Source organism: Bradyrhizobium neotropicale (assembly GCF_001641695.1).
In the GTDB taxonomy this organism is placed as follows: Bacteria; Pseudomonadota; Alphaproteobacteria; order Rhizobiales; family Xanthobacteraceae; genus Bradyrhizobium; species Bradyrhizobium neotropicale.
The window spans coordinates 53,470-79,306 of the sequence record NZ_LSEF01000049.1 but is presented as its reverse complement, the minus strand read 5'-3'; the positions used below and the strand labels follow the sequence as shown (position 1 = coordinate 79,306).

Sequence of the window (25,837 nt, the reverse complement as noted above, 5' to 3'; positions counted from 1 at the left end):
GAGGCGATCGATCAGATCATTTGGGCTTTTGACCCACCACGCCCCTGCCGTGACGTTGTCGACCACAGGACTCGTCCAGTAGGTTTGGGTCAGATGCTTCAGTCTCCACAGCTTGATGCTGCGAAGCTTACCACGGACCACGGAGCTGACCTCGTAGTCCGTACCATTCCACAGACGCGCCATGGTTCTCGCTCTCGTCGTCCGATGTCGCATCGCCAGCGTCTTCACGAGGCTGCGGAACACAACAAGCTCCAACAGTCCCAAGGCGCCCTTGAAGTCATCAGCAAACGAATGGTAGTTCGCAAAACCACGGAACTCTGAGTTATAGGCGAGGACGGTTGCGACATCGCTGGTAACCAAGAACTGCTCGCGAGGACGGCCAGTTTTTCTGGCGAGATCGCCATAGTCGTGTCGCTTGCAGAACGCGGTGACCTCCTTCCGCGGCACGCGCAAACTGACATTGCCGGTGGTCGGCCGGCGTACCACGCGCCATGTCCGTCCATCCGGTCCCGTGCGGTTGGATTTGCGTCCAGCCCCATAGGATGTGTATGTCGAGATGCGATAGCTGAGGAAGGTCACTCCCTTTGAAGCGGCATAGACCCCACTTTTCTCGGGCGACACGGTGAGCTTCAATGTCTCCGTCAGGAATTGTTCGACGCAGACCATGATCTCACACGCTTCCCGCTTGCTCCCGATTATGCCGATGAGGAAGTCATCGGCGTAGCGGCAGTAGCGGAGCCTTTTGAAGTTCGGGTCCATCGGATCGACGGAGGGCACTTTCCGTCTCTCCTTATTAATGGCTTTGATCTCCGCGAGTGCAGCGTCGATCTCGGCCCGATCCGCGCCGCTGGCGCGGAGCCGTTCAATTTTACGGCGGAGACTGAGTACGCGCCGTTCCAGCGCCGCGTAGCGCGGGAATGGACGTCGGTCGCGGCCTTTGTCGAAGCCCGCCTTCATTGTCTGCATGTGCTGGTCCAGCTCGTGCAGATAGATGTTGGCGAGCAGGGGCGAGACAACGCCGCCCTGTGGCGTGCCACTATAGGTGCGTCCGTAGACCCAATCTTCCATGTAACCTGCTTTGAGCATTCCTTCGATCAGAGCGATGAACCTATCGTCATCGATCCGCTTCTTTAGAAGCCCAAGCAAAATGTCATGGTCGATGTTGTCGAAGAACCCACGCACATCCACTTCGACCAGCCACTTACAGCCCGTCCAGGTCTTCTTGATGGACTTGAGTGCGGTATGACAGGATCGTCTCGGGCGGAACCCATGCGACTCGTCGAGGAACACGGGTTCGTAGATCGCTTCGAGAAGAATCCTGACCGCCTCCTGAACGAGCCGGTCTTCCACCGTTGGGATACCCAGCGGTCGTGTTTTGCCGTTGTCCTTTGGGATATAGACCCGCCGGACTGGCCGGAAGCGATAAGTGCCATCTGCTACGCGCCTGGCGATGTCAGCGAGCTTCGCCAGCGACATGCCGTCGAAGGTCTTGCCATCTACACCGGGCGTCAGGGCTCCCTTGTTGCGGGAGACCTTTTCGTAGGCCCACTCGAAGAGATGCGGAGATCTCATCAGGCGGTGAAGGCCATTTACGCGCTTACCCGACCGCGACAAAGTCGGCAGTGATTCAATTCTTCTCTGGATGGTAGCGGCCTGCATCAGCAGAACCTCTCCGTCGAAGAATCTCTTCTACGCATACTGCAAATGCCGTTTTTAGCGGCATCCTCCTTCCCCCGATCGGAGGCGCTTTCGGTCCGGTCACCCGGCCTTATACGCATGATCGTCCACCTCGCGGTGGCTGTCCCGGTCATTACGCCGGGCATTTGGGTACTATGACGGCTCCGTCGCCATACAGGTTCTTGAAAGAGCCTGCTGCAGGCGATCCCGTAGTTGCGTGTGTAGGAAGTTGCGGTGTGTTTAGGTGTCCCATTCGTCTCCTTGACCCACGGATGGTGGTCGTCCCACGCAGACTGGTGGCGGATCGCACTGGCCGGTGCGATCTGCCCCGCGTGGCATAGCGTGTCAGCCGCGTTCGCTACGGCCAGCCCTTTGGCAACTGGAAACTGGGATTCAGGCAATACAGCTTTCACCATGCACACCTTACTTTGTGCTCTCCACTGGGCTGCGGCGCCCGATTTCGAGACGTTTCCCGGCATGCTTTGGTCCCGTTCTCCTTTCGGAGTCTCAGTCGTTTCCGACACCGGTAAGCCGGGCAAGTAAGAGCCATAACCAGCAGGCTCTATTCTTTCGAACACTCCCTTCTTCTCCACGCCTCAACGGCGCACGCCCCTCGGGCTTCGATCCCTCGCGCAAAGACTGCGGAGCTCCTCGCCGGGGGCACTCGGGAAAGGGGCTCGCCTTCGGCGATCGCTATCACTGCCCCTGTCCCGGGTGCCGCTGTTAACCGGTCTCGTTGCTGCACTCGGACCCGCGTGCCCCTTCGGGTCGCTATGCTCACGCTCTCCGGGTGCCATTTCAGTCGGCGATGCGCGTTCGCGCACGCTTGATCAGGGCCTGCGGCCCTGGGCAGCGCAAGGCCAGGTTCCCGTGAAGGAATGGGACGAGGCGGGTCACCTCGCGGATTTCACATTCTTTCACTTGTACGCGTGCGGCGAGAACCAAACCGGGCACTCGTAAGTCAAGCGCCGGGCGCGCTACGCTTGAGCTAGGTCGAGCACTCGTCGAGAGCAAGTAGATTGTCGGTCCAGACCCCATCTGCATGGGTCCGAATGAATTTGCGTCCCGAGGGGCTTTTTCGCACGGCAACCCAAGCGGTCGAATCACCCTGTTGCGTGTAGAACCTGTGCTGCTTGTTCTCGATAGAACGAACAACGTTTTCCACCTTGCCCCGCCATCTTCCTCCTTCGGGCTTCGGCCCGCCGACATCCGTGATGTGCTCATGCGGTTCGGCTTGTGAACACAATCGATGCGGTAGGTGGCCATAGTTTACTCTCCATCGAATTTTTTTGGGGAGCGAGGATCCTGCTCGTCCCCACGACAAGGCCCTATTGTCGCTACGGTTCGAAGCAAGCACAATTGCCGAACTTGCGCGGGGCTCCGCGAATGCGTCGAGCACATCCGGCGAATCGCCCTTTAGGTGACAGTCAGCAATATCAATACCGTGTGACGGTCTTTAGTCTTTCGTCATCGAAATTGTTCCTACGGAGGTCAAGTCGACAAGCAATGCAGATCTCTCCAACGCCTGCGATCAGCTCGGGCGAGAACAGATTGTTGGAAACCCAATCAATGTCGCTCCCGAGAAGTGCACGCTGCATCGTGCCGCGAATGCGTTCGAAGCTGTGTGCTCGGGGTTGAATCGCTAGCACGTAGCTCATGCAGATTTCCGGCAAATTCGTCCCCCTTGCCGCTGCCAATCGCTATCAAATCGCGGTGCACAACAATGATCCGAAGCTCGCGATATGCCGGTCACCAATGCCGCTATACCCGGTCAGGCATTCACTTGTGGTGGCTTAGCCGCAGCCGTCCAAATCATAGCTCCCTCGGCTATTGGCGTGGTGAAGCTGCGAAGACCAAAACTAGCAACCGAGCTCGAGCGATTGACGGACCGATAGCCGGCTCGATCCTTTGCGTTACTCGGGGAGAAACGAGGCGAATCATGGAAGTTGGCTTGCGGGGTCGGAACAACCATGGGTAAATAATTGGGTGGTTTGCTTTCCCGCCGGTGACAAAAATGGCTCAATCCCGTATCCTTGCTGCTTGCGCCGTAGCGCTGATAACTCTGTTCCTCTCTTCGCCAGCAAGAGTGCAGCAGGCTCAACCGGCGCAAGGTGACGGGCAGAAGCCTGCGGTGTCGCAATCGACATCTGACGAGCCGCGATCCGATCCTTCGATTCAAAAGTCAGCGCCGTCGTCGAGCGCTGGCGCCCTTGCGAGCGTTCAGACCACGCCGAGCGATCCTCAGAAGCAGTGCGTGAAACCCGGAGAGTTCGCCATCGAACTTCGATCTGGTCGCAATCCGGTAGGCGCACCGATCGTGCTGGCCACGAACTTCTTGCCCACAAACCAGCGCGTTGACGTCGGCGTGCGCGCTCCGTTCGTCGATGGCGTACGTTATTTCGCAGGTATCGACTATGGAGATGAAACCTATCTGTTCAAGCGGCAGGACGTCCTTACGCACCGCGCGACGGAATCGGACCCGCTGGTGAAGCAGCATCTGCTCGAGCCCGACCAGACCATCGTCACATTGAACATGGGAGACGATCTGGCGTGGTTCTGGAGCAGGGTCGATCTTTATCTTTACACCTGCAACAGTCCGGTCGGACAGTCTCCTTGGCGAGTCTCGTCCATAAGCGTCCGCCTCAGTCCCTACTGGTTCAGCATCGGCGCGGTCCTTGTGGAGGTTCTGGTTCTCTACATCTGGATAGCGTTCGCGCTTCGGAAGAAGGATCACACGTTGGGATCCTTCCTGCGCGCGTTGAACCCCGCACAGGTCTCGGCGGGGTCGGATGGAAAAGGAAGCCTCTCGACCTTCCAGACGTTGGCCTTTTCCCTGGCGGTTGCTGCCCTGATCACGCTGCTGCTGCTTTAGACAGGGACGTTGGTCGATTTGTCGGGGTCGATCCTGACGCTCCTGGGCATCAGCGGCGTCGGCGCGACTATAGCCAAGGGCACCGATAGCCAACGCAACACGCTGTCGGCGGAAAACCGGGCATGGCTGCTGCGACGCAATTGGCTTCCGATGGCCAAGACGATCGTCGACCCGTCAAACGCGACCTGGCGTGACTTCTTCTCCACCGATGGCGTCTTCGATGTATATCGCTATCAGAGTTTCATTTTCGGATTGGTCGTGATCGGAGGTTTGATCGCGGCGGGCGTGAATCAGCTTTCGACGTTCGTTGTTCCGGACACGATCCTGGGTATCGTTGGACTTAGCCAACTCGTCTACATCGGCGGCAAGCTGGTGACGCCGACCAACATTTCCGATCTCAATGCGGCTATTTCCGCTCTGCGTTCCGATGAGCAGAAGCTCAAGGCTGCCGCCGTGGCCGCCAAGCAGGGGCAGGTGATGAGCCTGGCGGAGGCGATCCCGCTCGTTGGCCAAAGCACCTACGATGCCTATCGTCAGAAAGCGAGGGACGTCGCTGCCATCTTCACCGATGCGACCGGCATCGTCGTCGCGGATGCATCGCTCGAACCTCTCGTCACCTGACCAAGGAAGACTTAAAATGGCTAAGAACATCCTGGTGTTCGCCGATGGCACGGGCAACGAAGGCGGTCTCCTGCCGGACGAGAGCCGCACGAACGTCTACAAACTTTATCGGGCAACGCGCACCGGGCCTGAATCGATCATCGACCCGAACAAGCAATTGGCGCTCTACATTCCCGGTATCGGGACGCCGATGCCTGGACATAACAACAGCTGGGACGGGGTGAAAGAGACGGTTCAGCAGATGTTCGGGTTCGGCGTTACGAAGAAGATCATCGATTGTTACGTCGCAATCATCGGCGTCTGGGAGCCGGAAGACCGCATCTACCTGTTCGGCTTCAGCCGCGGCGCCTACACCGCCAGGTGTCTTGCGCATGTGCTCGAGCTGTGCGGCATTCCGACCAGGGAGCGGAATGGCCAGCCGATCAGTCTCGATCCGAATTCCCTCAGGAAAGTCGCCAAAGACGCGGTGTCCTCAATCTACTGGCTTGGGATGCCGAGGGACGGCGCGGAGGCGGAAAAGAGAGCAGCCCAGTTTCGCGATGCCTACCGTTCACAGATCGGGCGCCCGGCAGGGGCTTCGGCCTATTTCATCGGGATTTGGGACGCCGTCGCCGCGATCGGCTGGCAGCGTTTCTTCCCTGACTGGGCTTACGACAGGCATTTCCCATCAGACATCCAATACGCGCGGCATCTGCAATCAATCGATGAAGGCCGAAAGGACTTCAAGCGAGTACCCTGGGGAGGAAGCGGCACCGTCAGGTGGCCGGATAGACAGGGTGAGCCGGAGCAGTTCGACCAGATCTGGTTCGCCGGCAATCATGCCGATGTCGGCGGAAGCTATCCCGAGAACGAATCGCGCCTGTCGGACATTACGCTGGCCTGGATGGTGGAATTCATCACCGAGAAGATTCCCGAGACAGGGCGAGTCATCATCGACAGGAACTTGCTGAGATTATATCCGTCGGCCGACGGCATGATGCACGACGAATGTATGGTCGGAATGGGCGGGACTGCGCTTCGATGGGCGAAGGCGGTTCGGCAGGTGCCCGACACGGCGCAACTTCACCCAACCGTCTACGAGCGGCTGGCAATGAAGTCGGTACGCAATTTCACGAGCTTTGGACCCTACCGACCTGCCGCGTTGCAAAACCATCTCAAAGCAAAAAAATACTTTGAAGTCCCAACCGGCGGAGGCGACGACGCGATCGGATGCGGTTCCGCAGATAAAGTCAGCGCTCCGCCAGGTGGTGCTGTCTCCACCTGATTGGACGCGTACTGTCAATGTGTCCGATCAGAGCGCGTTCTTTCAATTGAGCAGATTCACCGCGAAAACACGCCGTTGATACGGAAATCCCGATCGTTACGGTTCGCTGCTCAGAAAGAGCCTAGCACGCTGCCAAGTGCGATCACGGCCAGTAGCGCCAGTAGCGAGGTGACGATGCCGACCATAAAGATGTCGAAATAGCTGTCGCGATGCGACAGCCCGCAAATCGCGAGCAGGCTGACCACTGCGCCGTTATGCGGGAGGATGTCGAGCGTGCCGGAGCCAATCACAGCCACGCGATGCAAGAGCGAAAGGTCGATGCCAGTCTGTGCAGCAATGTTTACATAGGTCTCGCCGAGCGCATCGAGCGCAATCGTCAGCCCGCCGGAGGCCGAGCCGGTCAGCGCGGCCAGGATATTGGTCGCGAATGCCAGTGACACCAGTGGGCCGCCTTCGATGGTGAGCACCCAGTCGCGCACCGGCTCGAAAAGCCGGCAGCGCGGCGATGACCCCGCCGAATCCGACCAGGCTTCCAACACTGAGCACCGGCAAGGCGGATGCATTGGCGCCGGCGTCCATGGTCTGCCGGAGTGATGGAAGTCGGCTACGGTTGAGCGCGATGACGACGGCGATGGCCGTTGCCAACGCGATGCTGACCGACCAGACGCCCGCGACCGCGGCAAGAGAAGTACCACCGAAACGCTGTTCGGCCAGGTAAGAGACATCGAGCCGCGGTAGCACCAGAAGCGACATCATTAGATTAACGGCCACCACGACAACAAGCGGAAGTGTGGCGCTCAGCATTGGGGTCGGTAAGTCACTACGGAGTCCATGCCGGATTTCTGCCGGGTCAAACTCGCGCGCCGTCGTCGCGTGCTCGCGCACCAGTTCGTCATCGGCCGCATGTTCGCAAGCTCCGTACATCTCGTCACCGAAACCTTCGCCGGCACGGCGCGCCTTGGCCGCCGCCCGTTCTAGCCACCACAGGCCGATGCCGAGCATTATGAGGGAGGCGACGATGCCGAGACCGGGTGCAGCGAACGGGGTCGTGCCGAAGAAAGGCATGGGGATCGCGTTCTGGATCGACGGCGTGCCGGGAAGCGCCGACATGGTGAAGGTCGACGTCCCCAGCACGATCGCCGCCGGGATCAATCTGCGTGGAATTGCGGCGGCTCTGAACAGCGATTGGGCCATGGGAGCGATGATGAAGAACGCGACGAACAGGCTCACGCCTCCGTAGGTGACCAGCGCACCTGCGAGCACCACTGCGAGGACTACGCGTCGCTTCCCGAGCCGCTGCGCCACAAAGCCTGCCACGGCCGTGACCGCGCCGCTGTCGTCCATCAGTTTGCCGAAAACGGCACCCAACAGGAAAATCGGAAAGAACTGAGCCAGGAACCCGGCCGCGCTGACCATGAAGACTTGGGTGAGCTTCGCAAGCAGCGGTTCACCGCCAAGTAGCGCCGCGACGAGGGCTGCGAAGGGGGCCAGCAGGAGGACGCTCCATCCCCGGAACGCGAACAGGACAAGCAGACCAAGCCCGATGAGAATGCCGACAAGGCCCACCGCTCAGCACTCTGCCAGAAGAACATCGAGATCGGCGGTCGAGCGCCGACCGAGATCGGCGCTGTGCGCGTCGAGGAACTCGGAAGTCGCCTGGCGGCCCTCCGTGCGGAGCATCGCGACGAATTCCCATTCCGCATTCAGCTTGGAGGAGGCGTCAAATCTCGCCAATATGTCGCTCCTGATTCGATGCGCGCGCATCTTGGCCCAGCGCGCGCCTTCGCCAGTGCCCGGATCGACTGCCCGGCGAAGCAGTGCGATCATGCGCAATTCCTTCATCAAGGGCGAGTTGAAGGAAATCTCGTTGACACGGTTGAGGATCTCTGTGGCCGTCCGCGGCTCTTCGGGTTTTTCGGCCGGGTTGATCTGCACCAGGATCATGTCGTGCGCGTCACTTTCGCGAATAAGCGGCGTGATCGTGGGATTGCCGGCGAAGCCGCCATCCCAATAGGGCTCGCCGTCGATTTCGACAGCCCGGAACATGGTCGGCAAACATGCCGAAGCTAAGAGCACGTCAGGCGTGATCTCTGCGTTGCGGAAGATGTGCCCACGCCCGGTTCTCACCCGGGTCGCGGTGATGAAAAGCTTGATCGGTGAGCGTGCCAGAGGCTCGAAATCAATGCTTTCAGCCAACACCTTGCGCAGGGGATTGTAGCCTGTCGGATTAAGGTCGTAAGGTGACAGCAGCCGCGACACGAGGTCGGTGAAAATGTATGCGGGAGACGTGTCTAGCGTCCAGCGACCCAATAGTCGGTCGAACGGCGATCGCTGCAGTGGGCTGAAGGTCGCTGCGCGCGAGACACGGCGCCAGTACTCGTCGAGCGCCTGGCGAGCTCCCTCGGCGCCGCCTGCGGTCCATCCGTCGGCCAGGACCGCGGCATTGATCGCGCCAGCCGAGGTGCCGGAGATGGCAACGATCTCAAGCCATTTTTCTTCGAGGAGGCGATCGAGCACGCCCCAGGTGAACGCGCCATGCGAACCGCCGCCTTGAAGCGCAAGGTCGATTAGGAGTGGAGATCGGTCCATGGCGTTCGATCGTTGGATGGCTGAGACTTGGCGTATTGCCGAACTTGGATCCGAACTGGTGGTTTCCACGACGCCGACGGCCAGCCGGGCTGCGTCCGGACCACATCGCCGGTATCCGTGATGGTGAGGATTGCTGCCGGTTCGAACGGAGCGTCGGCAAGGCCCATGTTTCGCTCTTTGCTTACGAATCCTGGCCAGGGGTCGGATCACGCACGGGCCTCCACTTGCGGGACCTCCTGCTCATCCGTGCCGTCTCGTCGAGGCCTTTCCGCCCGCTGAAGTACATCAGTGCGATCAGTCCGGATCCGAACACGACCATCACGAGAGCGGCCAAACTCATGACGACGTTGCCGTACGGCGGCATCGCCGGGGTCGTGCGCCAAATCTGCAGGCAGTACCAAATCGAGGCGACGAGAAGGGCCGCCAGTATGATCATGAGAAACCATTGGGACCTGTTGCGCATAAGTGCTCCGCACTGAGCGAGGGCCGGATAGGCTCCGCGATAAGCCCTTCAATCGGCCGTCTCCGTGAACGGCCCTACCGCCAGCCGCAGATTCGACGGCCGCGATGCCACCAGCAAACCCAGCGGCGATGGCGGCGCGGCGGGGGCCGTCCCCAACCCGGGTGGGGCGGCGGGCCCCATTGGGCCAACGTCATTCGGTTGGTGGACTTTTCGGCGCCGGATGATTGTGTGGAAACCGGCATCGCCTCTGCGCTCTCGCTAAGATGAACACCGATTGCGCCGACCGCGACGGCGGCCAGGGCACCCTGTGCGAGGCCAAGAATAGCACGGCGATTAAGAACGCTCATTTTCTACACCTCTTCAATAGCGGTAAGAAATCGGCTGCGGGCGGTTTCGCCTATGCGGTTAGGTCATCCCACGAAATTCGATCGGATCGTTCAGGATGATGCCGCGCCTTGCGGTTGTTCCCCGGTGAGGGGTTGCGCCGCCTTGGCGAGGGCATCGCGCAAAATCTGTTCCTTCGTCTCATCCAGGGACGTCTTCAGCACGATGCCGCCGGCGTCCTTGATCTCCTTCAGAACCTTGTCCGCGGTCATGTTCTTGATCAGAACGAAGAGAGCGGCGTTTCCGGGTTCGAGCGTTGTAGATAGTTCCTTCATGAAGGCATCGTCGATGCCAAAATCCGTCAAGGCACCTCCGAGCGCTCCTGACGCTGCCCCTAGCGCGACACCGATGATGGGATTCAGAAAGATGATCCCGATGAGTAGGCCCCAGAAGCTGCCGGTCGCCGCGCCTATGGCCGTTGTGTTCACCAACTGATTAAGCTTGATGTTACCCGAGTCCGTCTTTACCGCGATCACCGCGTCGCCAAGGCTGATCAGATACTCCTTCTGGAGTCTGAGAAGCCGCTGACGCACCTTCTCGGCCTTCGCCTCGGTCTGGTACACGATCGCAACAAGATCAGACATGAAACTCTCCTCGGCGTTGTCGGCGGAGCCGCCCGCGGGCCAGACACCCGCTCAATAGTGGGAGTGCGAGCTTAAGCCGCGAGCCAGTGCATCCGAACAAACCCTGAGCTGCTGACGTGAATAAGCGAACCTGCCGTCTCGCATTTCTTGAGATCGCACCGCGGCCTTGGCGCGCCGAGCAAAAAAAGCGCGCGCCATCCAAAAGAGGGTGACCAGCCAACGTTCATCCTTCCCGCAGGACCTTTACGAATGTCCGACAGCGACTTGTTCGGCCAAACCGTCGATGATGCTGTCAATTCCAGAAGCCGTCGGGGAGAGCACATGCGAAGATCACTTGCCGTGTTGCCGATTCCGGTCGTGGATCCGAGTGATCCTTGGCAAAACTTTGATGTGGGGGCGCGACGCCAGTTCAGCGGCGGAGGCCGAAGTGGCGAGTGCGATAAGAGCTACCGTGCCCAGCAGGACGTCTTTCATTTCATCTGGCCCGTTCGAGTCGATTTCTCTACGACTACGATTGCCATGTGTCCGCCTTTGCCATCAATTGCCAAGGTTGGTAGTTGCACTTTAGATCGTGCGTACGGCTCCCTTGGCGTGATCTTCCGCAGGCGTTCGAATGAAACGGCCTATTCCGGCGTTCTGCCGATGAAGAAATCAGGGCGTAAAAGAAGTCAGGCGGCGTAAGGTCGCGATTCCTGTCAGGAAGACGACCAGCGACTGCCGCCATTGTCTGTTCTTCTCGAGGGCAGGCAGATGCTTCAGCTCACCGTGACGAGAGCGCGTAACACGACGGGGCAAGAAAGCATTTCAGACGAACTTGCAACGTAGACATGCCCGCCTAAGCCGCTTGAATCCTGCCAAGGAAGCTGTCTAGTTCGTGCTTTAACCGGGAGCTTTCCTCAGACAAGAGTTCGGCTGACATCAGTACCTGCATCGAAGCCCCTCCGGTTTCCTTCGCACCGTTGGTCATTTCACCGGCGCTCGCCGCCACCTGGGTGGTCCTGGTCGCCGCTTCCCGCACGTTGAGCGCAATGCTTTTGCTCGTTGCCTCCTGCTCTCCGATGGCGTCGACCACAGTCATGGCAATTTCCGAGATGCCGCCGATGATGGTGCCGATTTCGGTAATTGTGCAGACCGATTCAGTCGTCGCCGCCTGAATGCCGCCAATGTGCTCACCGATCTCAACCGTGGCATGCGCGGTTTGCGTCGCGAGAGATTTCACCTCCTGGGCTACAACAGCGAAACCTTTGCCGAGATCGCCGGCGCGCGCGGCTTCGATTGCCGCGTTCAGCGCTAGCAAGTTGGTTTGCCGTGCGATGGCAGCGATCAGCTCGACCACGCTGCCGATCCTCTCCGTCGCGACCGCCAAACTGACCATGCGCCGGTCGCTGAGTTCGGCTTTGCGAACCGCTTCGCGCGCCATATTGGCCGCTTCTTCGACCTGCCGGCCGATGCTGGCGATGGTTGCCGCCATTTCACCCGTCGCGGCCGCGACATGCTGAACGTTGGCGGATGCTTCATCCGAAGATGAGGCGACCTCGACCGAGAGTTGCCGGCTGTGATGAGCCGTGCGGGTGAGGCTGCGTGCAGAGGCTTCAAGTTTTGAGGAGGCGGAGGAGACGGTATCGACGACCCTGCCCACGGCGGTTTCGAATTCGCCGGCGAGCCGAGCGATGTCGGCCTTACGCAGCTCGGCGGCTGTACGATCCTGTTCGGCCTTTGCATCGAGCTCCGCCTGCGCCTTCTCGCGGGCTTTCAGCTTAAACATTTCGACCGCTTCGGCCATCTCGCCAAGCTCGTCGTTTCGGCCAAGGCCGGGCAGAACCACGTCGAACCGACCGTTGCCGAGTTGGCGCATAGCCGCCGTCATCGAAGCGACTGCTTTGGCGATGCGCCGGCCGAACAGTAAGGCAAGCAGGCCCGCGAGCATCGTTGCAAGCCCAATCGCCCAGATCAGTTTCCGTCGAATGTCTTCAGCTCGCATTTCTGAAGCTTGCGAGCGCGCGTCAGCGGCAGCTATGATCTTCGCGAGCCCCGGGCGGATGCGGTCATAGATCTGTCCGAGATCGTCGACTTGGTCGGCCAGCGCCTCGTGCGTCACCATGAACGACACAAAGCTCGACTTGTATGCGCGGATCAGTTCGAGGATTTGGGATTTCACCTCCGCTGGCAGGCTGGCCTGAGCGAGCGCGGCTTCAAATTCTGCCTCCCGGTCTGCGAGTTGATCGCCATATTTGTCGTCGCCCCGCATGATGAAGTCTTTCTCGTGCCGGCGCATCATCAGCATCAAGATCGTGAGGCGTGGCTGGTTCAGCTCTGGCAACCGTTGCTCGACGGTGTGCACGGCGTTGCGCAGCTTGCCCTGAAAACCATCATCCTCGTTGAAGCCGAGGTTGCGCTGCGCCGAGACCACGTTCTGAAAGCGCGTTGAATAGAGATTAACCGCCGGTCGCAGGAAGGTCGCCTGCTTCAGCGGGTCATCGTCGGGCAAAGCCGTCACAAATGCTTCCACGCGACTTAAGTCCGCCAGCTGCCGCTCATAGCTCTCGGCATGCTTCTCGATCAACACCTCACTGGGTTTGCGCAGGAAGTCGCTCGCGATATGTCGCGACTCCAGGAAGCTTTGCGACAACGATGCGACGTGAGCTTTGAACTGGTTGCTGGCGTTCGCATCGCTCTGGACCAGGCTCGCGTACTTCAGGGCGGCGGCGCAGATTGCACCTGTGACAAGCACTCCGGAAAGGCCGAGCAGTGCCATTTGGCCACGCAATCCAATGCGGAAGTCTCGGCGAATCCTTGTTTGCCCGACAATTCTGGTCGCAATTGCGCTCATTGTACTCCTTGAAGAGTTTATGCTCCCGGCGCAGTGCTCCGACGGACGCTTATCCATATCGGGCTGAACGCGAGCTGCCTGCTTGGTTCGACCGATGACGGCCGGCTAATTAGCCCAGATTGATTTCGGAATCCTGAATTCGCTGTTCGAAGCGCATGACTTCTCTTTCAGCTCGTCGCAGGGGCGATGTTGAAATCCGTCGAAGAAAGCGACCCTGCGCTGGAATAAAGCGTCAACCTGCAGCTCGTTGCATAAATTCCTACCGAGGGCTCGTTATAGTCAGTCCCAAGCGGTACTCGGAACATCAATATTTTTTTGTTGGAGCCGCTTCTGCAGCGTTACAACAGAGCGCGAGGTCACAGCGAGAACGCAGGATCGTTTGTACGACACGCTCCAATCTGAAGCCGAGACGCCATACTCGGCTGAGAAGCGCGAGTGTTCGTTCGGTACGTACGGTGCCGGCCGGAGCAACGTCGCTCAAATTTACCATTGCCTCTCTCGAAGAGAGCGCATCCCAATTCTTCGTGCACGACACTCGATCGAGAAATGAGTAAGTTCAACCAGGAACGCGTGCTGAGCGTCCATCACTGGACCAACACTCTCTTCAGTTTCACCACGACGCGGAGTGCGTCGTTCCGCTTCCGCAGCGGTCAATCCGCCATGATTGGGCTGAAGATAGATGAGAACCAGCTGCTGCGTGCCCACAGCCTCGCCAGCGCGCGTTACGAGGATCGGCTGGAATTTTTCTCGATCAGGATGCCGGACTGTGCCCTAACCTCACGTCTGCAGCAGCTGAAGGAAGGCGACGAGATCATCGTCAGCCGCAAGGCGACCGGAACCCTGATCATCGACAACCTCGAGCAGGGACGTAATCTCTATCTCATCGGGACCGGCGCCGGGCTTGCCCCGTTCCTGAGCGTGATCAAGGATCCCGAAACCTATCTGCGATTCGAGAATGTCGTGCTGCTGCATGGCTGCCGCCGGGTCGCCGAGCTCGCCTATGGCGACATGATCACGGAGAAGCTGCCGAGAGACGAACTGCTCGGCGATTTCGTGCGCTACCAGCTGATTTACTATCCGACCGTGACGCGCGAGCCTTTCTTCAACCGCGGCCGGATCACCGATCTGATCGCGTCAGGCAGGCTGTTTTCGGACCTCGAGATGTCCGAACTCAATCCTCAGCACGACCGGCTCATGATCTGCGGCAGCCCTGCGCTGGTGCGCGATACCCGCGAGCTGTTGATGGCGAAGGGTTTTGTCGAAGGCAATGACGGCGCGCCCGGTGAATTCGTAGCCGAGAATCCGCGCGCTTCAATGATCAGGCACGCAGTCAAGCGTTTGCAGCCGTATTCCGCGACATCGTTCAGATGATCCCAGGCGAGCCTTGGGCGAATACGGTCGAGAAAATCAAACAACATGAGCTTGGCGATCTGCTCGCTGCGAACGACTGACCGCTGGATTAGGGCGATCGTCTTACGTGTGCAGCGCGGCGCTGACCGCGCTCACCCAGGATCGTCTGGTGGATGTCCGCTCGGAGGGTCGCGCCGCCGTCCCAAGTCTGACTGAGCTGCGGCGCGAGAAGGTGCGTGACTTCGGCTTGGTCCAACATGTCCCAGAGTGGGAAACGGTGCCGGCCGATCATGCGATCATGCCGGACTCGCGACGTCCGTCAATCTCGTTCGCGAGGTTTCCTTGGCGGTACGCACTTGCAAAGGAACGGGCGTCCCCCTTTCGGGATCGGGCCGTCGGCTGACGCTGAAGCCCCGCCATGCCGGGTCTTCACCCTTCGGGCTTCCGTCCCTGACGCGGTGGGGTGAGAGACATTCTCCGGCTCAGATGTGCGCAGTGACCGACGGAGCTGGAGAGGAAGAGTGGGGGCTGGATTTCCGTGACGGGTTGAGGCCGGAGGAGAGTCTTCCGGCGCCCGTCATGGAGATTGTCCCCATGAATATGCAAGTTCTTGATGCGCGCCGCGGCGCTAGTGGCGGTTACAGAGTGGATGTGAGTCGCGGCGAGCGCGTCGGTCGGGTCTCCTCGGAGTGGTTTTCCCGTCCCGCGGATGAGCGCTACCTGTCGCTCAACGAGCTGGCCCGCACGGTGCGCGATCGCACCGACCGCAGCCGGACGCGCGTGGTCGAAAGCGCGCTCATCCATGTGGAGGCAAGTCGTGCCGATCCTGTGCGCTTGTCCCTGATGTTGCCCGGCTCGGACAGGCCGGTCGCGCCGACCCACTGGAGCTTCGGTCAGCTTGCAAGCCAGGTCGGCGCTCCGGCCGCTTACCTGCGGCAGCTCCCCGCGGCACTCGCAGGCATCAACCTGCAATTTGGCCTGACTGCCAATCGCGTCGAACAGATCAAGACGCTCGAGACCGAGGGTAGCCGCGTTGAGCTTCGCGCCGTCACCGGCCCTGACTATGGCCGGATCTACGATCACGAATTGGTTGAGGCCGTGCAGCGCATTGCCGGCAACGGCACGGGTGATACGCGCTGGAAGGTGCCTGGTGTGCTCGACTGGTCAACGGGGATCTACAATCCCCGCGTCGACATTTCCAAGGACACGACCACGCTCTATGCGTCCGACAGGGACGTCTTCCTTTTCCTGGTCGATGACCTGAACCCGATCGAAGCGGGTCGTCTTCGGGACGGCTCCCCCGACCTCTATTTCCGGGGCTTCTATTGCTGGAACTCGGAAGTTGGGGCCAAGACCCTCGGCATGGCGAGCTTCTATCTCCGTGCGGTCTGCCAAAATCGCAATCTCTGGGGCGTGGAAGATTTCGAGGAGATCACCATCCGCCACTCCAAATACGCTGCCTCCCGCTTCGCTCACGAGGCGGCGCCGGCACTGCTGAACTTTGCCAACTCCTCACCCATGCCCTTTGTCAATGGAATCAAGGCCGCACGCGAGCGGATCGTGGCACGCAGCGACGAGGATCGCACCGAGTTTCTGCGCCGCCGCGGCTTCTCAAAGGCCGAGACAGGTAAGGTGATCGACGCAGTGCTGGCGGAGGAAGGCCGCCCGCCTGAAAGCATCTTCGATTTCGTGCAGGGCATCACCGCCGTCGCGCGCGACAAGCCGCATCAGGATGCCCGCCTGGACATCGAGGCCAAGGCCAAGAAACTACTCGACCGGGCGGCGTAACTTCCGCGACGCCTGGGAATTTCGGACCTGCCGGACTCGTGCGTCTTGCGTCTTTCCGATGCACGCGCTCGATGTTGCTCCGCTCTCGGAAGCGGCGGCAATGCGATCCTCATCGCGAGCCAAAATCTCACGACGGCCCCTTCGGGGGCCGTCGACAAACTCGAAGTTCCGCGCCGCGCAGAGAATGCGCGCTTAAAGCATGCTCCGGAAAAGCGTGCAGCGGTTTTCCGAAGATCATGCGCAAACAACAGCCTAAAGCGCTAGGACTAATTGTCCCAATTAGATGCCGCGATACTCGCTTACGATTTTTGCGTGACCGCGTTCAGCTTCGGCCCATGTTGGGTAACGCTCCCGCCGGGCGTCGACGGAGGCTATGCCGGCTTCCATGACCTCGGTTTCGAACACAAGGGGGCGATCTGCTTCGCATCCGAGATCAAGACCCACGAATACGGTTGATATGATGACGTCCGGACCTATCTCGGTCCTCGCGACGACACGGTCGGCTGATTCATACCATCGCCGCCACGAAACCGGGTCCGTGCGCTTGGGCTCGTGTCCATCCAAAATGTAGTGGCTCATGCCAGCCAACATATCTGCCTGTGCCGACCCGTGCCAGCGGTTTCGGCCCCCCGTCCGATCCGGGATGCGAAGGCGCGACAGGGCTTCCTGATAGGACGCCAGCCGCCAAGCATCGCCGTTCCCCGCAGAAAAGAAAGAGTGAGAGGAGGGCAGGCCTTTTGCGCGAACGGGTTGGAGGTCGAGAGAGAGGCTCCCGGCCGCCCGTTCCGGAGAAACCGACATGGCAAAGGCCGTTCAGAAGATCAAGCTCTCGCCGTCCCGCGACATTCCTTTCAACAAACTCGTCTTGAGCCAGAAGAATGTACGGCGGATCAAGGCCGGCGTCTCGATCGAGGATCTCGCGGAGGACATCGCCCACCGCGAAAAACTGTTGCAGAGTCTCTACGTGCTGCCGGTCCTTGATGCCGACGGGCAGGAAACCGGCATGTTCGAGGTGCCCGCCGGGGGCCGCCGTTATCGCGCGCTCGAACTCCTGGTGAAGCAGAAGCGTCTTGCGAAAACCGCGCCGGTTCCCTGCATCGTCGGTGACATGGGCGCCGAGATCAGCGCGGAAGAGGATTCGCTCGCCGAAAACGTGCATCGCGTCGCGCTCCATCCCCTCGACCAATTTCGTGCATTTCAGACGTTGCGCGAACAAGGCCGTTCCGAGGAAGACATCGCGGCCATCTTCTTCGTCTCCGTCAACGTGGTCAAACAGCGGCTCCGGCTTGCAGCCGTCTCGCCGAGATTGCTCGACGTCTACGCCGACGAGGGCATGTCGCTCGAACAGCTGATGGCGTTCTCGGTGAGCGCCGATCACGTCCGACAGGAACAGGTTTGGGAGAATGTCAACAAATCGGGCTACGACGAGCCGTATCAGATCCGGCGCGTGCTGACCGAGAGCACGGTGAGGGCCTCCGACAAACGCGTGCAGTTTGTCGGCCTCGCCGCCTACGAGGCGGCCGGTGGCAATGTGCTGCGCGATCTCTTCGAAGAGGATGGCGGCGGCTGGCTCGAGGGCGTCGCTTTGCTCGATCGTCTCGTCGCCGAGAAGCTGCGGACCGAGGCCGAGGCGATCGCAGGCGAAGGCTGGAAGTGGATCGATGTCGCCCCAAACTTTCCCTATGGTCATGACCAGGGGCTCCGCCGGCTCGCGGGCGTGCCGGCTGATCTGACTTCCGAGCAACAGGCGAGCCTCGATGCGCTCCAGGCGGAATACGATGCGCTTCAGGCAAAACTTGAAGACGCCGACGAACTGCGCGATGAGGTGGATGCACGGCTTGGCGAACTGGAGGAGGCGCTCGCAGCTTTCGACAACCGACCGCACATCTTTGAGCCGGCCGAGATTGCCAGAGCCGGCGTCTTCGTCAGTATCGATTCCGAAGGACGGCTTTTTGTCGATCGGGGCTATGTCCGCTCCGAAGATGAGGCCCCTGCGGCCGATTTCGATGCCGGGCAGGGCGCAGATGCGTCCCTGGCTGAAGGCGAGGTGGCCGCGCGCGCGGTGATCTCGCTTGCGGGCGAATCGAGCGAACCGGAGGAAGATGATGAGGATGCGGAAAGGCCATTGCCGGATCGGCTCATCACCGAGCTCACAGCCCATCGCACGCTGGCACTGCGCAATGCGCTGGCAGACCATCCAGCGGTCGCGTTCCAGGCGGTACTGCACAACTTCGTGCTGACCGCTTTTTATCGGTTCGCCCCATCGGGAAGCTGCCTTGAGATCGGACTTCGCACGCCGACCTTTCCCGCTCAAGCGCCGGGGCTGCGGGACAGCGCATCCGCAAAAGCGGTCGAGGCGCGGCATGAGTCCTGGAAAGTACGCTTGCCGAAGAGCGAGAACGATCTTTGGGATGCGCTGACAGCGCTCGACGCCACCGCGCAGGCATCCCTGTTCGCTCATTGTGCAGCGTTCGCAGTCAACGCCCTCTACGAGCCGGCGAGCCGCTACAATCAGGGCCGTGTCTCCGCCCACGACGTTCGCACGCGACTTGACCAAGCCGATGTCCTGGCGCGCGCCGTTGGACTCGACATGGTTCGAGGTGGGTGGAGACCGAATGTCGACAACTATCTTGGCCGTGTCACCAAGCCCCGCATCCTGGAGGCGGTTCGGGAAGCCAAAGGCGAATCTTCGGCGCAGCTCATTGATCATCTCAAGAAGGGCGACATGGCCAAAGAGGCCGAGCGTCTCCTCGACGGTTCGGGCTGGCTGCCACAGCCGCTACGCCTCGCCGATCCCGCGGCGCCGGCAGCGCAGCAGGAGGACGAGGCGGGGTTCCTGCCAGAATTCCTCGCCGGCGAGGAGGATCGGGCAGACGCTGGCGAGGAGACTGAGCCACAGCTCGATGCTGCCGAATGACACTAAATGACAGCTCAGTGCGGGACGGCTCCGGCCGTCCCGTACTTCTCCCATCGCAGCTCTTTTTTCCTTCAACCCGGCCGTTGCACCGGGCTTTCAGCTTTTTTTCAGGGGAGACGCACATGCCCGATTACTACGCCGCGACCGTGGTTCAGCAGACGATTCCCGAGGTGGATATGACTCCGCTGGAGCGATTGCTGCTCTCTCGCATTTTCGATGCCGAACGTGACGGCGAGGGGTGGTATTTCTTTCCGAGGTCGGTCCCGCCGACATGACCACCGTTCAGCGTGCAGCGCTCGAAGCCGCACTTGCTGCGTCCCAAGCGGCCGGCGCGAACGCCGCCAACAGGATCGCCACAGAGCACCTGGCAAAGCTTGAGGCCGGCGAGCGGCCATCACAGGAGCTCGATCTCGATCTTACGACCACATCCTGGGAGTTCATCATTCAGGACATCGTTCGGCGTCACCGATATTGGAGTACGTATCGGCTGTTTCTTCCTTCACTTGTTCGCGCATGCGGGCTGATGGTTTTGGAGGCGCCGTCGTCGTGATCTCGGCCGATCAAATCCTCGGCAAGTCCACGAACGATCTTCTCGACGAGTTCATCGCGCAGGTCGCGCCTTTACCTCTGAGCTGATCGATGCCGCTGCGGGCAAAGCGTTATCTATGGCGAAGGCTCGCTCGACCACCACCATCCACCGGGCTTCCGACGCGCGACCGTCACTAGTTGCCGGTGACGCGTGCTGAGAACTCTTTAACCCCTCCGTTCCTCATGACCTCGCGTTGCGGCTTGTCCTGTCTGGGCGCGGCGCATCGGACGTCAACGGGCAAGCCGTTCCCGCGACGGACCTAATGGTCTTGCGTGACCGCCGATGCTGGGCCCGCGCCCCGCTGCCAGTCCACCGCAACGCGACAGACAGGAGGCAGACGATGCGCAGAGTTCCCGACAATTGCCGTCTACATCGTTCGCGGCTGCAAGTGGGGCAATCCGTTCCGGATCGGCCGCGACGGTGACCGCGCGACCGTCATCGCAAAATACGAGCGGTGGCTGGCGGACCAGCATCATCTGCTCCGTGGGCTGGATCAGTTGCGTGGCCGCGATCTCGTCTGCTTCTGCGCGCCGCGCGCCCGCCATGGCGATCTCTTGCTGCGGCTCGCCAACGCCGCGCGCGAGGCGCGCATCGCATGATGGCGCGCCGTCAAGACTGCGGCATGAGAGGAAGAGGTGGGCAGGTAGCGCGGGCGAGCCCGGCGTGCGGCGAGAGCGAGCCGCCGGGATGTGTTTGCCCGCTCCCGGAGTCCTTCCCATGCCCAGAAAATCCAATCCTCACGACTTTCGCAGGCCGATCGCCTACGACGCCGCGGCCAAGCGCCTCTTTCACAATCGCGCCAGATCCGCGCTTCGCCACGTTGCGACGGCTCTTGGCCTTCAACCGGGTGACTATGATCTCCGCTCCAACCAGGGCGGCATTGCCGTCTCCGGCGAGATCACGCTGCATAGCGATCAGCTCTACGTGCAGGCATCGCAATCGGCGATGGGGTTCCAGCGCGGCATCCTGTTTCGCACCTGTAGCGGCCGGAAGGACTATGTCGGCGGTCCCAACAATTTCGCCTCGCTCGACTTGCTCAACAGGCCTGAGGAGCTTGCGTACTGGATCCGCGAGGTGTGCCGTGTTTGACGCCATTGCAGTCTTCCGGCGCTTTTCGAAATGAGAGGTGCGTCATGACTCGATTCATCGTTCAAGGTCGCTTTCTGGCGACGCGCCTAATGACGAACTTGCGATCGGTGCCGATACCGACGCGAGGGCGATCGAGGCGGCCAAGACAGCCGCAAGAGCCGTGATGGGGTCAGGAGCGCATCCTGAGCACATTGAAAATCGACGAGCGTCGCGAAGGCGACATCGCCTTCATCGGCTGCACCGCTCCTGATGACGACCCCATCATCGATCCACCTGCCGCCTGATCGGGGCTCATCTCAAATAATAGCGCCGGTTCGCGAGGGGGCCGCGCGGTGATTGAGAATGGCGCCTCATCGGTGCCGCGGCAGGAGAGCGAGAGGAGGGCCAGGACGGGTTTGAGCCGCGGCGGTTTCAGGAGAGTGCCGGGCGGTTCAGCCCGTCCCAGCTCTCCGAAAGAAATCCTTCCATGACCGAATCTCTCGCCGGCGGCGCCGCCGCGCCGCTCTCGATGCGTGCCGCTGCAAGCCTCACCTCTGCCGTCATCAGGGCTGCGCGACAGCTCTTGAGCGATCTGGAACGAGGCCGTCGTATCGACGCCGCTGTTCTGCGCACCGCCATGGAGGCGGCCTTCGGCGCCTCGGACGCCACTGGCGTCTGGAGCTGGAAGACGGCCTATGATGCCTGCGAGGCGGCAACCGTTCTGTTCCTCCGCAAGTTCGGCCCGGCCATGCGGACCAAGGCCGGTTCGACTGCCGCGATGCTGCCCATGCTCACGAGAATCGCGAGCTGTCTGCCGACCCATACGCGGCGTTCCGAGGACAGCCAGGCGCTTCAACAATTCTCGACGCCGATCCCGTTGGGGCTGGCAGCATGCACCGCAGCCGGCATCACGTCGGCCGACCGCGTTCTGGAGCCCTCGGCAGGCACCGGCTTGCTCGCCATCTTTGCCGAGCTCGCCGGCGGCGCATTGGTGCTGAACGAACTGGCCGAGTCCCGCGCCTCGCTGCTCGATTATCTGTTCGCCGATGTTAAGGCGACGCAGTTCGACGCCGCCCAGATCGATGATCACCTCGATGCGGCCGTCGCACCGAGCGTCGTCCTGATGAACCCGCCGTTCTCGGCGCTGGCGAACGTCGATCGACGGATGGCGGACGCGGCGCTCCGGCACATCAACTCGGCCTTGACGCGTCTTTGCGACGGCGGCCGTCTGGTCGCAATTACCGGCGCGAGTTTTGCGCCGGACAATCCGGCATGGCGAGATGCCTTCGTTCGTCTTCAGGAGCGCGGGCGGGTGGTGTTTTCTGCCGCGATCGATGGCGCCGTTTACGCCAAGCACGGGACACAAATCGACACAAGGCTCCTCGTGATCGACAAGCAGGCCGCCGCAGATCCGACGGTCTTTCCCGCTTCGCTGGGCATAGCGAGTGATGTCGCAACGTTGCTCGACTGGGTGAGCCTGCATGTGCCGGCGAGGCTGCCCGTTGCGGCCCCGGTCTTGACCGGTGTCATAAACCGCCCTGCGACGGCATCGTCGGTCGGCGCCTCTACGCCACCTAAGTCGTCCGCTTCGGAAGGAGTGGCGCCAGAAGGCGCAGAGCTTGTGTACGAGACGGTCGAATGGTCGCCGCCGGAAGGCGCCCGGCTGACCGATGCGCTTTATGAGGAATACGGGTTGCAGTCGATCCGTATTCCCGGATCGTGCGCACATCCGACCAAGCTCGTGCAGTCCGCGGCGATGGCCTCCGTTGCGCCGCCGAAGCCGTCCTATCGCCCGCACCTGCTTTCGGGTGTGTTGGCCGATGGCATTCTGTCGGATGCCCAGCTCGAGAGCATCATCTACGCCGGCGAGGCGCATGCCGAATTCCTCGCAGGCTCCTGGACGGTCGATGCGACCTTTGATGTCGTGGCGGCCGCGCGCGAGGATGCAGAAAACTCCGTCCGCTTTCGCCGCGGCTGGTTCTTGGGTGATGGCACCGGCGCGGGCAAGGGACGGCAGGTCGCAGGCATCCTGCTCGACAACTGGCTGAAAGGCCGCCGTCGTGCGGTTTGGATCAGCAAGTCCGACAAGCTGATCGAGGATGCGCAGCGCGACTGGTCCGCGCTCGGCATGGAGCGGTTGCTTGTGACGCCGCTGTCACGTTTCCGGCAGGGCACGCCGATCAGGCTTTCGGAAGGCGTCCTATTCACCACCTACGCTACGCTGCGCACCGACGAGCGGGGCGAAAAGCTTTCGCGCGTTCGGCAGATCGCCGAATGGTTGGGCTCGGATTTCGACGGAGTGATCGTCTTCGACGAGAGCCACGCCATGCAGAACGCGGTCGGGGCTAAGGGCGAGCGCGGCGACCAGGCCGCGTCCCAGCAGGGGCGTGCGGGGCTACGGCTCCAGCACGCCTTGCCGAATGCCCGCATTGTCTATGTGTCGGCGACTGGTGCCACGACGGTGCACAATCTCGCTTATGCACAGCGGCTGGGATTGTGGGGCGGTGACGATTTCCCGTTCGCCACCCGGGCCGAGTTCGTCGAGGCGATCGAGGAGGGCGGCGTCGCCGCGATGGAGGTGCTGGCGCGCGACCTCAAGGCGCTCGGCCTCTACGCGGCCCGCTCGCTCTCTTACGAGGGCGTCGCCTACGAGCTCGTTGAGCACCAGCTCACGCCGGAGCAGGTTCGCATCTATGACGCCTATGCCGACGCGTTCAGCATCATTCACAACAACCTCGACGCCGCGATGCGGGCCGCCAACATCACCGGCGAGACCGGAACGCTGAATGGACAGGCAAAATCTGCGGCGCGATCGGCTTTCGAAAGCGCCAAGCAGCGCTTCTTCGGCCATCTGCTGACTTCGATGAAGACCCCGTCGCTGATCGGATCGATCGAGCGCGATCTTGAGGCCGGTCACGCCGCCGTCATCCAGATCGTTTCGACGGGCGAGGCGCTGATGGAGCGCCGGCTCGCCGAAATCCCGACCGAGGAGTGGGGCGACGTCCGGGTCGATATCACCCCTCGCGAGTACGTGCTCGACTATCTCGCCCATTCCTTCCCGGTCCAGCTCTATGAGCCCTTCACGGATCAGGAAGGCAACCTCTGCTCCCGGCCTGTCCATCGCGACGGCCAGCCGGTCGAGAGCCGGGAGGCCGTCGCGCGCCGCGACCGCCTCATCGAAAAACTCGCTTCCCTGCCGCCGGTCCCCGGCGCTCTGGACCAGATTGTGCAGCGCTTCGGCGCCGACATGGTCGCCGAGGTGACCGGCCGCTCGCGCCGCATCGTTCGTAAGGCCAACAGGCTGGTCGTCGAAAACCGGGCCGGTTCGGCCAACCTCGCCGAGACCTCCGCCTTCATGGATGACGTCAAGCAGATCCTCGTGTTCTCCGACGCGGGCGGCACGGGCAGGAGCTACCATGCCGAACTGTCGGCGCGGAATCGCCGGCTGCGTGTCCATTATCTGCTCGAGCCCGGCTGGAAGGCGGACGCCGCGATCCAGGGCCTCGGCCGGACCAACCGGACCAACCAGGCGCAGCCGCCGCTGTTTCGTCCTATCGCGACCGACGTGAAGGCCGAAAAGCGGTTCTTAAGCACCATTGCCCGCCGCCTCGACACCTTGGGAGCGATTACGCGCGGCCAGCGCCAGACCGGAGGGCAGGGCCTGTTCCGGCCCGAAGACAATCTCGAAAGCCTCTATGGCCGTGATGCGTTGCGCCAGCTCTACACGTTGCTGGCGCGCGGCAAGGTCGAGGGTTGTTCGCTCGAGCGGTTCGAGGAGGCGACCGGCCTAAAGCTCACCGACGCCAACGGGCTCAGGGATGACCTGCCGCCGATCACGACCTTTCTGAACCGGCTGCTGGCACTCACGATCGAGCTTCAGAACATCCTGTTCACTGTCTTCGAGCAGCTCTTGACCGTCCGGATCGAGGGAGCGGTCGCGTCCGGCACCTACGATCTCGGACCGGAGACGCTCCGCGCCGAGAGCTTTGTCGTCACCGACCGGCGAACGATTTACGTCCATCCGGGCACGGGCGCCGAGACCCGGCTGCTCACGATTACCCAGCGCGAGCGCAATCATCCCGTGAGGCTGGATGAGGTTCGTGCTCGTCTGTCCGATCCTTGTGCGGTGATGCTGATCAATGAGCGCTCGGGACGAGCCGCCGTGCAGGTTCCAGCTCCGAGCTTCATGCTTGACGATGGCGAGATTGAGCGCCGCGTCCGCCTGATCCGGCCGATGGAGCGGCACAGCGTTCCCTCAAAAATGATGGCGGAGCGCCATTGGATCGAAGCGGACCGCGAACGCTTTGGCGCCGCCTGGTTGGCGGAGCTTGCCGAGATCCCCGCATTCACGGAAAGCACGATCCAAATTGTGGCAGGCCNGGCCTACTCCTGCCGATCTGGAAGCGGCTGCCGAACGAGTCGACCCGGGTCTACCGGCTTCAGACCGATGCGGGCGAGCGGATCATCGGCCGCAAGGTCTCGGCGAGCTGGGTCGCGAATATCCTTTCGGCGGACGCGCCGGCGCTGACGGCGGATGCTGCCTTCGCCGCGCTGATGGAGGGACGGACCGTCCTTGAGCTTGCGGAAGAGCTCCAGCTCCGCCGTGCCCGGGTCATGGGCGCATACCGCATCGAACTGGCGGGCTTTAGCGACACGATGCGCGACCGGCTGCGCACCTACGGCCTCTTTGCGGAGATCATCTCCTGGAAGCTGCGCATGTTCGTGCCCACGGACGCAAGCGGCGTTGCGATCCTGTCGAAGGCGCTCGACTGTTGTCCGATCGAGCGCATTAGCGGGCGGGAGGCCGCCTGATGCGCCGCGATGCTTTCGAACTGGCATGC

The 25,837-nt window shown here is 61.5% G+C and carries 16 protein-coding genes and 3 pseudogenes; 13 read left to right on the top strand and 6 right to left on the bottom strand.

The genetic code is table 11. The annotated features are described in order from the left end of the window. A partial coding sequence (locus tag AXW67_RS16695) for a reverse transcriptase domain-containing protein (protein ID WP_063678757.1) occupies nt 1-1,659 on the bottom strand: 1,659 nt, incomplete at its 3' end. 1,006 nt (nt 1,660-2,665) lie between these two features. Further along, nucleotides 2,666-3,034, bottom strand: coding sequence for a DUF3892 domain-containing protein (locus tag AXW67_RS40565; RefSeq protein ID WP_245315584.1), 369 nt, complete (start codon nt 3,032-3,034; stop codon nt 2,666-2,668). Nucleotides 3,035-3,691: 657 nt separating this feature from the next. Between AXW67_RS40565 and AXW67_RS41920 the strand changes: the two genes are divergently transcribed. The 3 genes from AXW67_RS41920 to AXW67_RS16680 all read left to right on the top strand — a co-directional run bounded on the left by AXW67_RS41920 (nt 3,692) and on the right by AXW67_RS16680 (nt 6,434). Further along, nucleotides 3,692-4,549, top strand: a complete 858-nt coding sequence (locus AXW67_RS41920) for a hypothetical protein (RefSeq protein WP_145927668.1) — start codon at nt 3,692-3,694, stop codon at nt 4,547-4,549. A 150-nt stretch (nt 4,550-4,699) separates the two neighbouring features. Next, on the top strand, nt 4,700-5,170 hold the full coding sequence (locus AXW67_RS16685) for a hypothetical protein (RefSeq protein WP_145927667.1): 471 nt from the start codon (nt 4,700-4,702) through the stop codon (nt 5,168-5,170). Between the two features lie 16 nt (nt 5,171-5,186). Continuing rightward, nucleotides 5,187-6,434, top strand: coding sequence for a phospholipase effector Tle1 domain-containing protein (locus AXW67_RS16680; RefSeq protein WP_063678754.1), 1,248 nt, complete (start codon nt 5,187-5,189; stop codon nt 6,432-6,434). A 110-nt stretch (nt 6,435-6,544) separates the two neighbouring features. On the opposite strand, the pseudogene AXW67_RS16675 reads toward AXW67_RS16680, so the two are convergent. The 3 genes and pseudogenes from AXW67_RS16675 to AXW67_RS16660 form a co-directional block, all read right to left on the bottom strand. After that, nucleotides 6,545-8,000 (bottom strand): annotated as a pseudogene (locus tag AXW67_RS16675) (GntP family permease). Nucleotides 8,001-8,003: 3 nt separating this feature from the next. Then, entirely contained in the window at nt 8,004-9,023 is a 1,020-nt protein-coding gene (locus AXW67_RS16670; RefSeq protein WP_063678753.1) for a patatin-like phospholipase family protein, read from the bottom strand. Between the two features lie 900 nt (nt 9,024-9,923). Then, nucleotides 9,924-10,454, bottom strand: coding sequence for a DUF1269 domain-containing protein (locus AXW67_RS16660; protein WP_027555251.1), 531 nt, complete (start codon nt 10,452-10,454; stop codon nt 9,924-9,926). A gap of 249 nt (nt 10,455-10,703) precedes the next feature. Here AXW67_RS16660 and AXW67_RS41915 point away from each other — a divergent pair, with 249 nt between their 5' ends. Further along, nucleotides 10,704-11,135 carry a hypothetical protein gene (locus AXW67_RS41915; protein ID WP_136623363.1) on the top strand — a complete coding sequence of 144 codons (432 nt, stop codon included), beginning with the start codon at nt 10,704-10,706 and terminating at the stop codon, nt 11,133-11,135. Nucleotides 11,136-11,289: 154 nt separating this feature from the next. Here AXW67_RS41915 and AXW67_RS16655 read toward each other — a convergent pair whose 3' ends face one another. Further along, the gene (locus tag AXW67_RS16655) at nt 11,290-13,209 is read right to left on the bottom strand and encodes a methyl-accepting chemotaxis protein (RefSeq protein ID WP_245315582.1); all 1,920 of its coding nucleotides are present in this window, start codon (nt 13,207-13,209) and stop codon (nt 11,290-11,292) included. 621 nt (nt 13,210-13,830) lie between these two features. Between AXW67_RS16655 and AXW67_RS16650 the strand changes: the two genes are divergently transcribed. The 9 genes and pseudogenes from AXW67_RS16650 to AXW67_RS44100 all read left to right on the top strand — a co-directional run. After that, nucleotides 13,831-14,655, top strand: coding sequence for a ferredoxin--NADP reductase (locus AXW67_RS16650; RefSeq protein WP_063678751.1), 825 nt, complete (start codon nt 13,831-13,833; stop codon nt 14,653-14,655). 573 nt (nt 14,656-15,228) lie between these two features. Then, nucleotides 15,229-16,422 carry a hypothetical protein gene (locus AXW67_RS16640; RefSeq protein ID WP_063678749.1) on the top strand — a complete coding sequence of 398 codons (1,194 nt, stop codon included), beginning with the start codon at nt 15,229-15,231 and terminating at the stop codon, nt 16,420-16,422. 799 nt (nt 16,423-17,221) lie between these two features. After that, nucleotides 17,222-19,339, top strand: a complete 2,118-nt coding sequence (locus tag AXW67_RS16630; protein WP_063678747.1) for a ParB/RepB/Spo0J family partition protein — start codon at nt 17,222-17,224, stop codon at nt 19,337-19,339. A 122-nt stretch (nt 19,340-19,461) separates the two neighbouring features. After that, nucleotides 19,462-19,614, top strand: coding sequence for a hypothetical protein (locus tag AXW67_RS42745; protein ID WP_161491263.1), 153 nt, complete (start codon nt 19,462-19,464; stop codon nt 19,612-19,614). Next, nucleotides 19,611-19,889 (top strand): hypothetical protein, encoded by a 279-nt coding sequence (locus AXW67_RS16625; protein WP_063678746.1) that lies wholly within the window; start codon nt 19,611-19,613, stop codon nt 19,887-19,889. The genes AXW67_RS42745 and AXW67_RS16625 overlap by 4 nt, the downstream gene beginning before the upstream one ends. Before the next feature lie 398 nt (nt 19,890-20,287). Continuing rightward, on the top strand, nt 20,288-20,527 hold the full coding sequence (locus tag AXW67_RS16620; protein WP_063678761.1) for a DUF4326 domain-containing protein: 240 nt from the start codon (nt 20,288-20,290) through the stop codon (nt 20,525-20,527). Nucleotides 20,528-20,645: 118 nt separating this feature from the next. Next, nucleotides 20,646-21,017, top strand: coding sequence for a hypothetical protein (locus AXW67_RS16615; RefSeq protein ID WP_063678745.1), 372 nt, complete (start codon nt 20,646-20,648; stop codon nt 21,015-21,017). 466 nt (nt 21,018-21,483) lie between these two features. Continuing rightward, nucleotides 21,484-25,375, top strand: a pseudogene (locus AXW67_RS16610) (strawberry notch-like NTP hydrolase domain-containing protein); the annotation flags it as partial. Between the two features lies 1 nt (nt 25,376). After that, a pseudogene (locus AXW67_RS44100) lies at nt 25,377-25,808 on the top strand (methylase); the annotation flags it as partial. Between the last annotated feature and the right edge of the window lie 29 nt (nt 25,809-25,837).

What these genes read in the sequence shown, in the direction of transcription:
- AXW67_RS16660 (WP_027555251.1), bottom strand. Translation starts at nt 10,454, where the DNA reads ATGTCTGATCTTGTTGCGATCGTGTACCAGACCGAGGCGAAGGCCGAG.
- AXW67_RS42745 (WP_161491263.1), top strand. Translation starts at nt 19,462, where the DNA reads ATGCCCGATTACTACGCCGCGACCGTGGTTCAGCAGACGATTCCCGAG.
- AXW67_RS41915 (WP_136623363.1), top strand. Translation starts at nt 10,704, where the DNA reads ATGTCCGACAGCGACTTGTTCGGCCAAACCGTCGATGATGCTGTCAAT.
- AXW67_RS16615 (WP_063678745.1), top strand. Translation starts at nt 20,646, where the DNA reads ATGCCCAGAAAATCCAATCCTCACGACTTTCGCAGGCCGATCGCCTAC.
- AXW67_RS16630 (WP_063678747.1), top strand. Translation starts at nt 17,222, where the DNA reads ATGGCAAAGGCCGTTCAGAAGATCAAGCTCTCGCCGTCCCGCGACATT.
- AXW67_RS16640 (WP_063678749.1), top strand. Translation starts at nt 15,229, where the DNA reads ATGAATATGCAAGTTCTTGATGCGCGCCGCGGCGCTAGTGGCGGTTAC.
- AXW67_RS16680 (WP_063678754.1), top strand. Translation starts at nt 5,187, where the DNA reads ATGGCTAAGAACATCCTGGTGTTCGCCGATGGCACGGGCAACGAAGGC.
- AXW67_RS16655 (WP_245315582.1), bottom strand. Translation starts at nt 13,209, where the DNA reads ATGGCACTGCTCGGCCTTTCCGGAGTGCTTGTCACAGGTGCAATCTGC.
- AXW67_RS16670 (WP_063678753.1), bottom strand. Translation starts at nt 9,023, where the DNA reads ATGGACCGATCTCCACTCCTAATCGACCTTGCGCTTCAAGGCGGCGGT.
- AXW67_RS16650 (WP_063678751.1), top strand. Translation starts at nt 13,831, where the DNA reads ATGAGTAAGTTCAACCAGGAACGCGTGCTGAGCGTCCATCACTGGACC.
- AXW67_RS41920 (WP_145927668.1), top strand. Translation starts at nt 3,692, where the DNA reads ATGGCTCAATCCCGTATCCTTGCTGCTTGCGCCGTAGCGCTGATAACT.
- AXW67_RS16685 (WP_145927667.1), top strand. Translation starts at nt 4,700, where the DNA reads ATGGCCAAGACGATCGTCGACCCGTCAAACGCGACCTGGCGTGACTTC.
- AXW67_RS16625 (WP_063678746.1), top strand. Translation starts at nt 19,611, where the DNA reads ATGACCACCGTTCAGCGTGCAGCGCTCGAAGCCGCACTTGCTGCGTCC.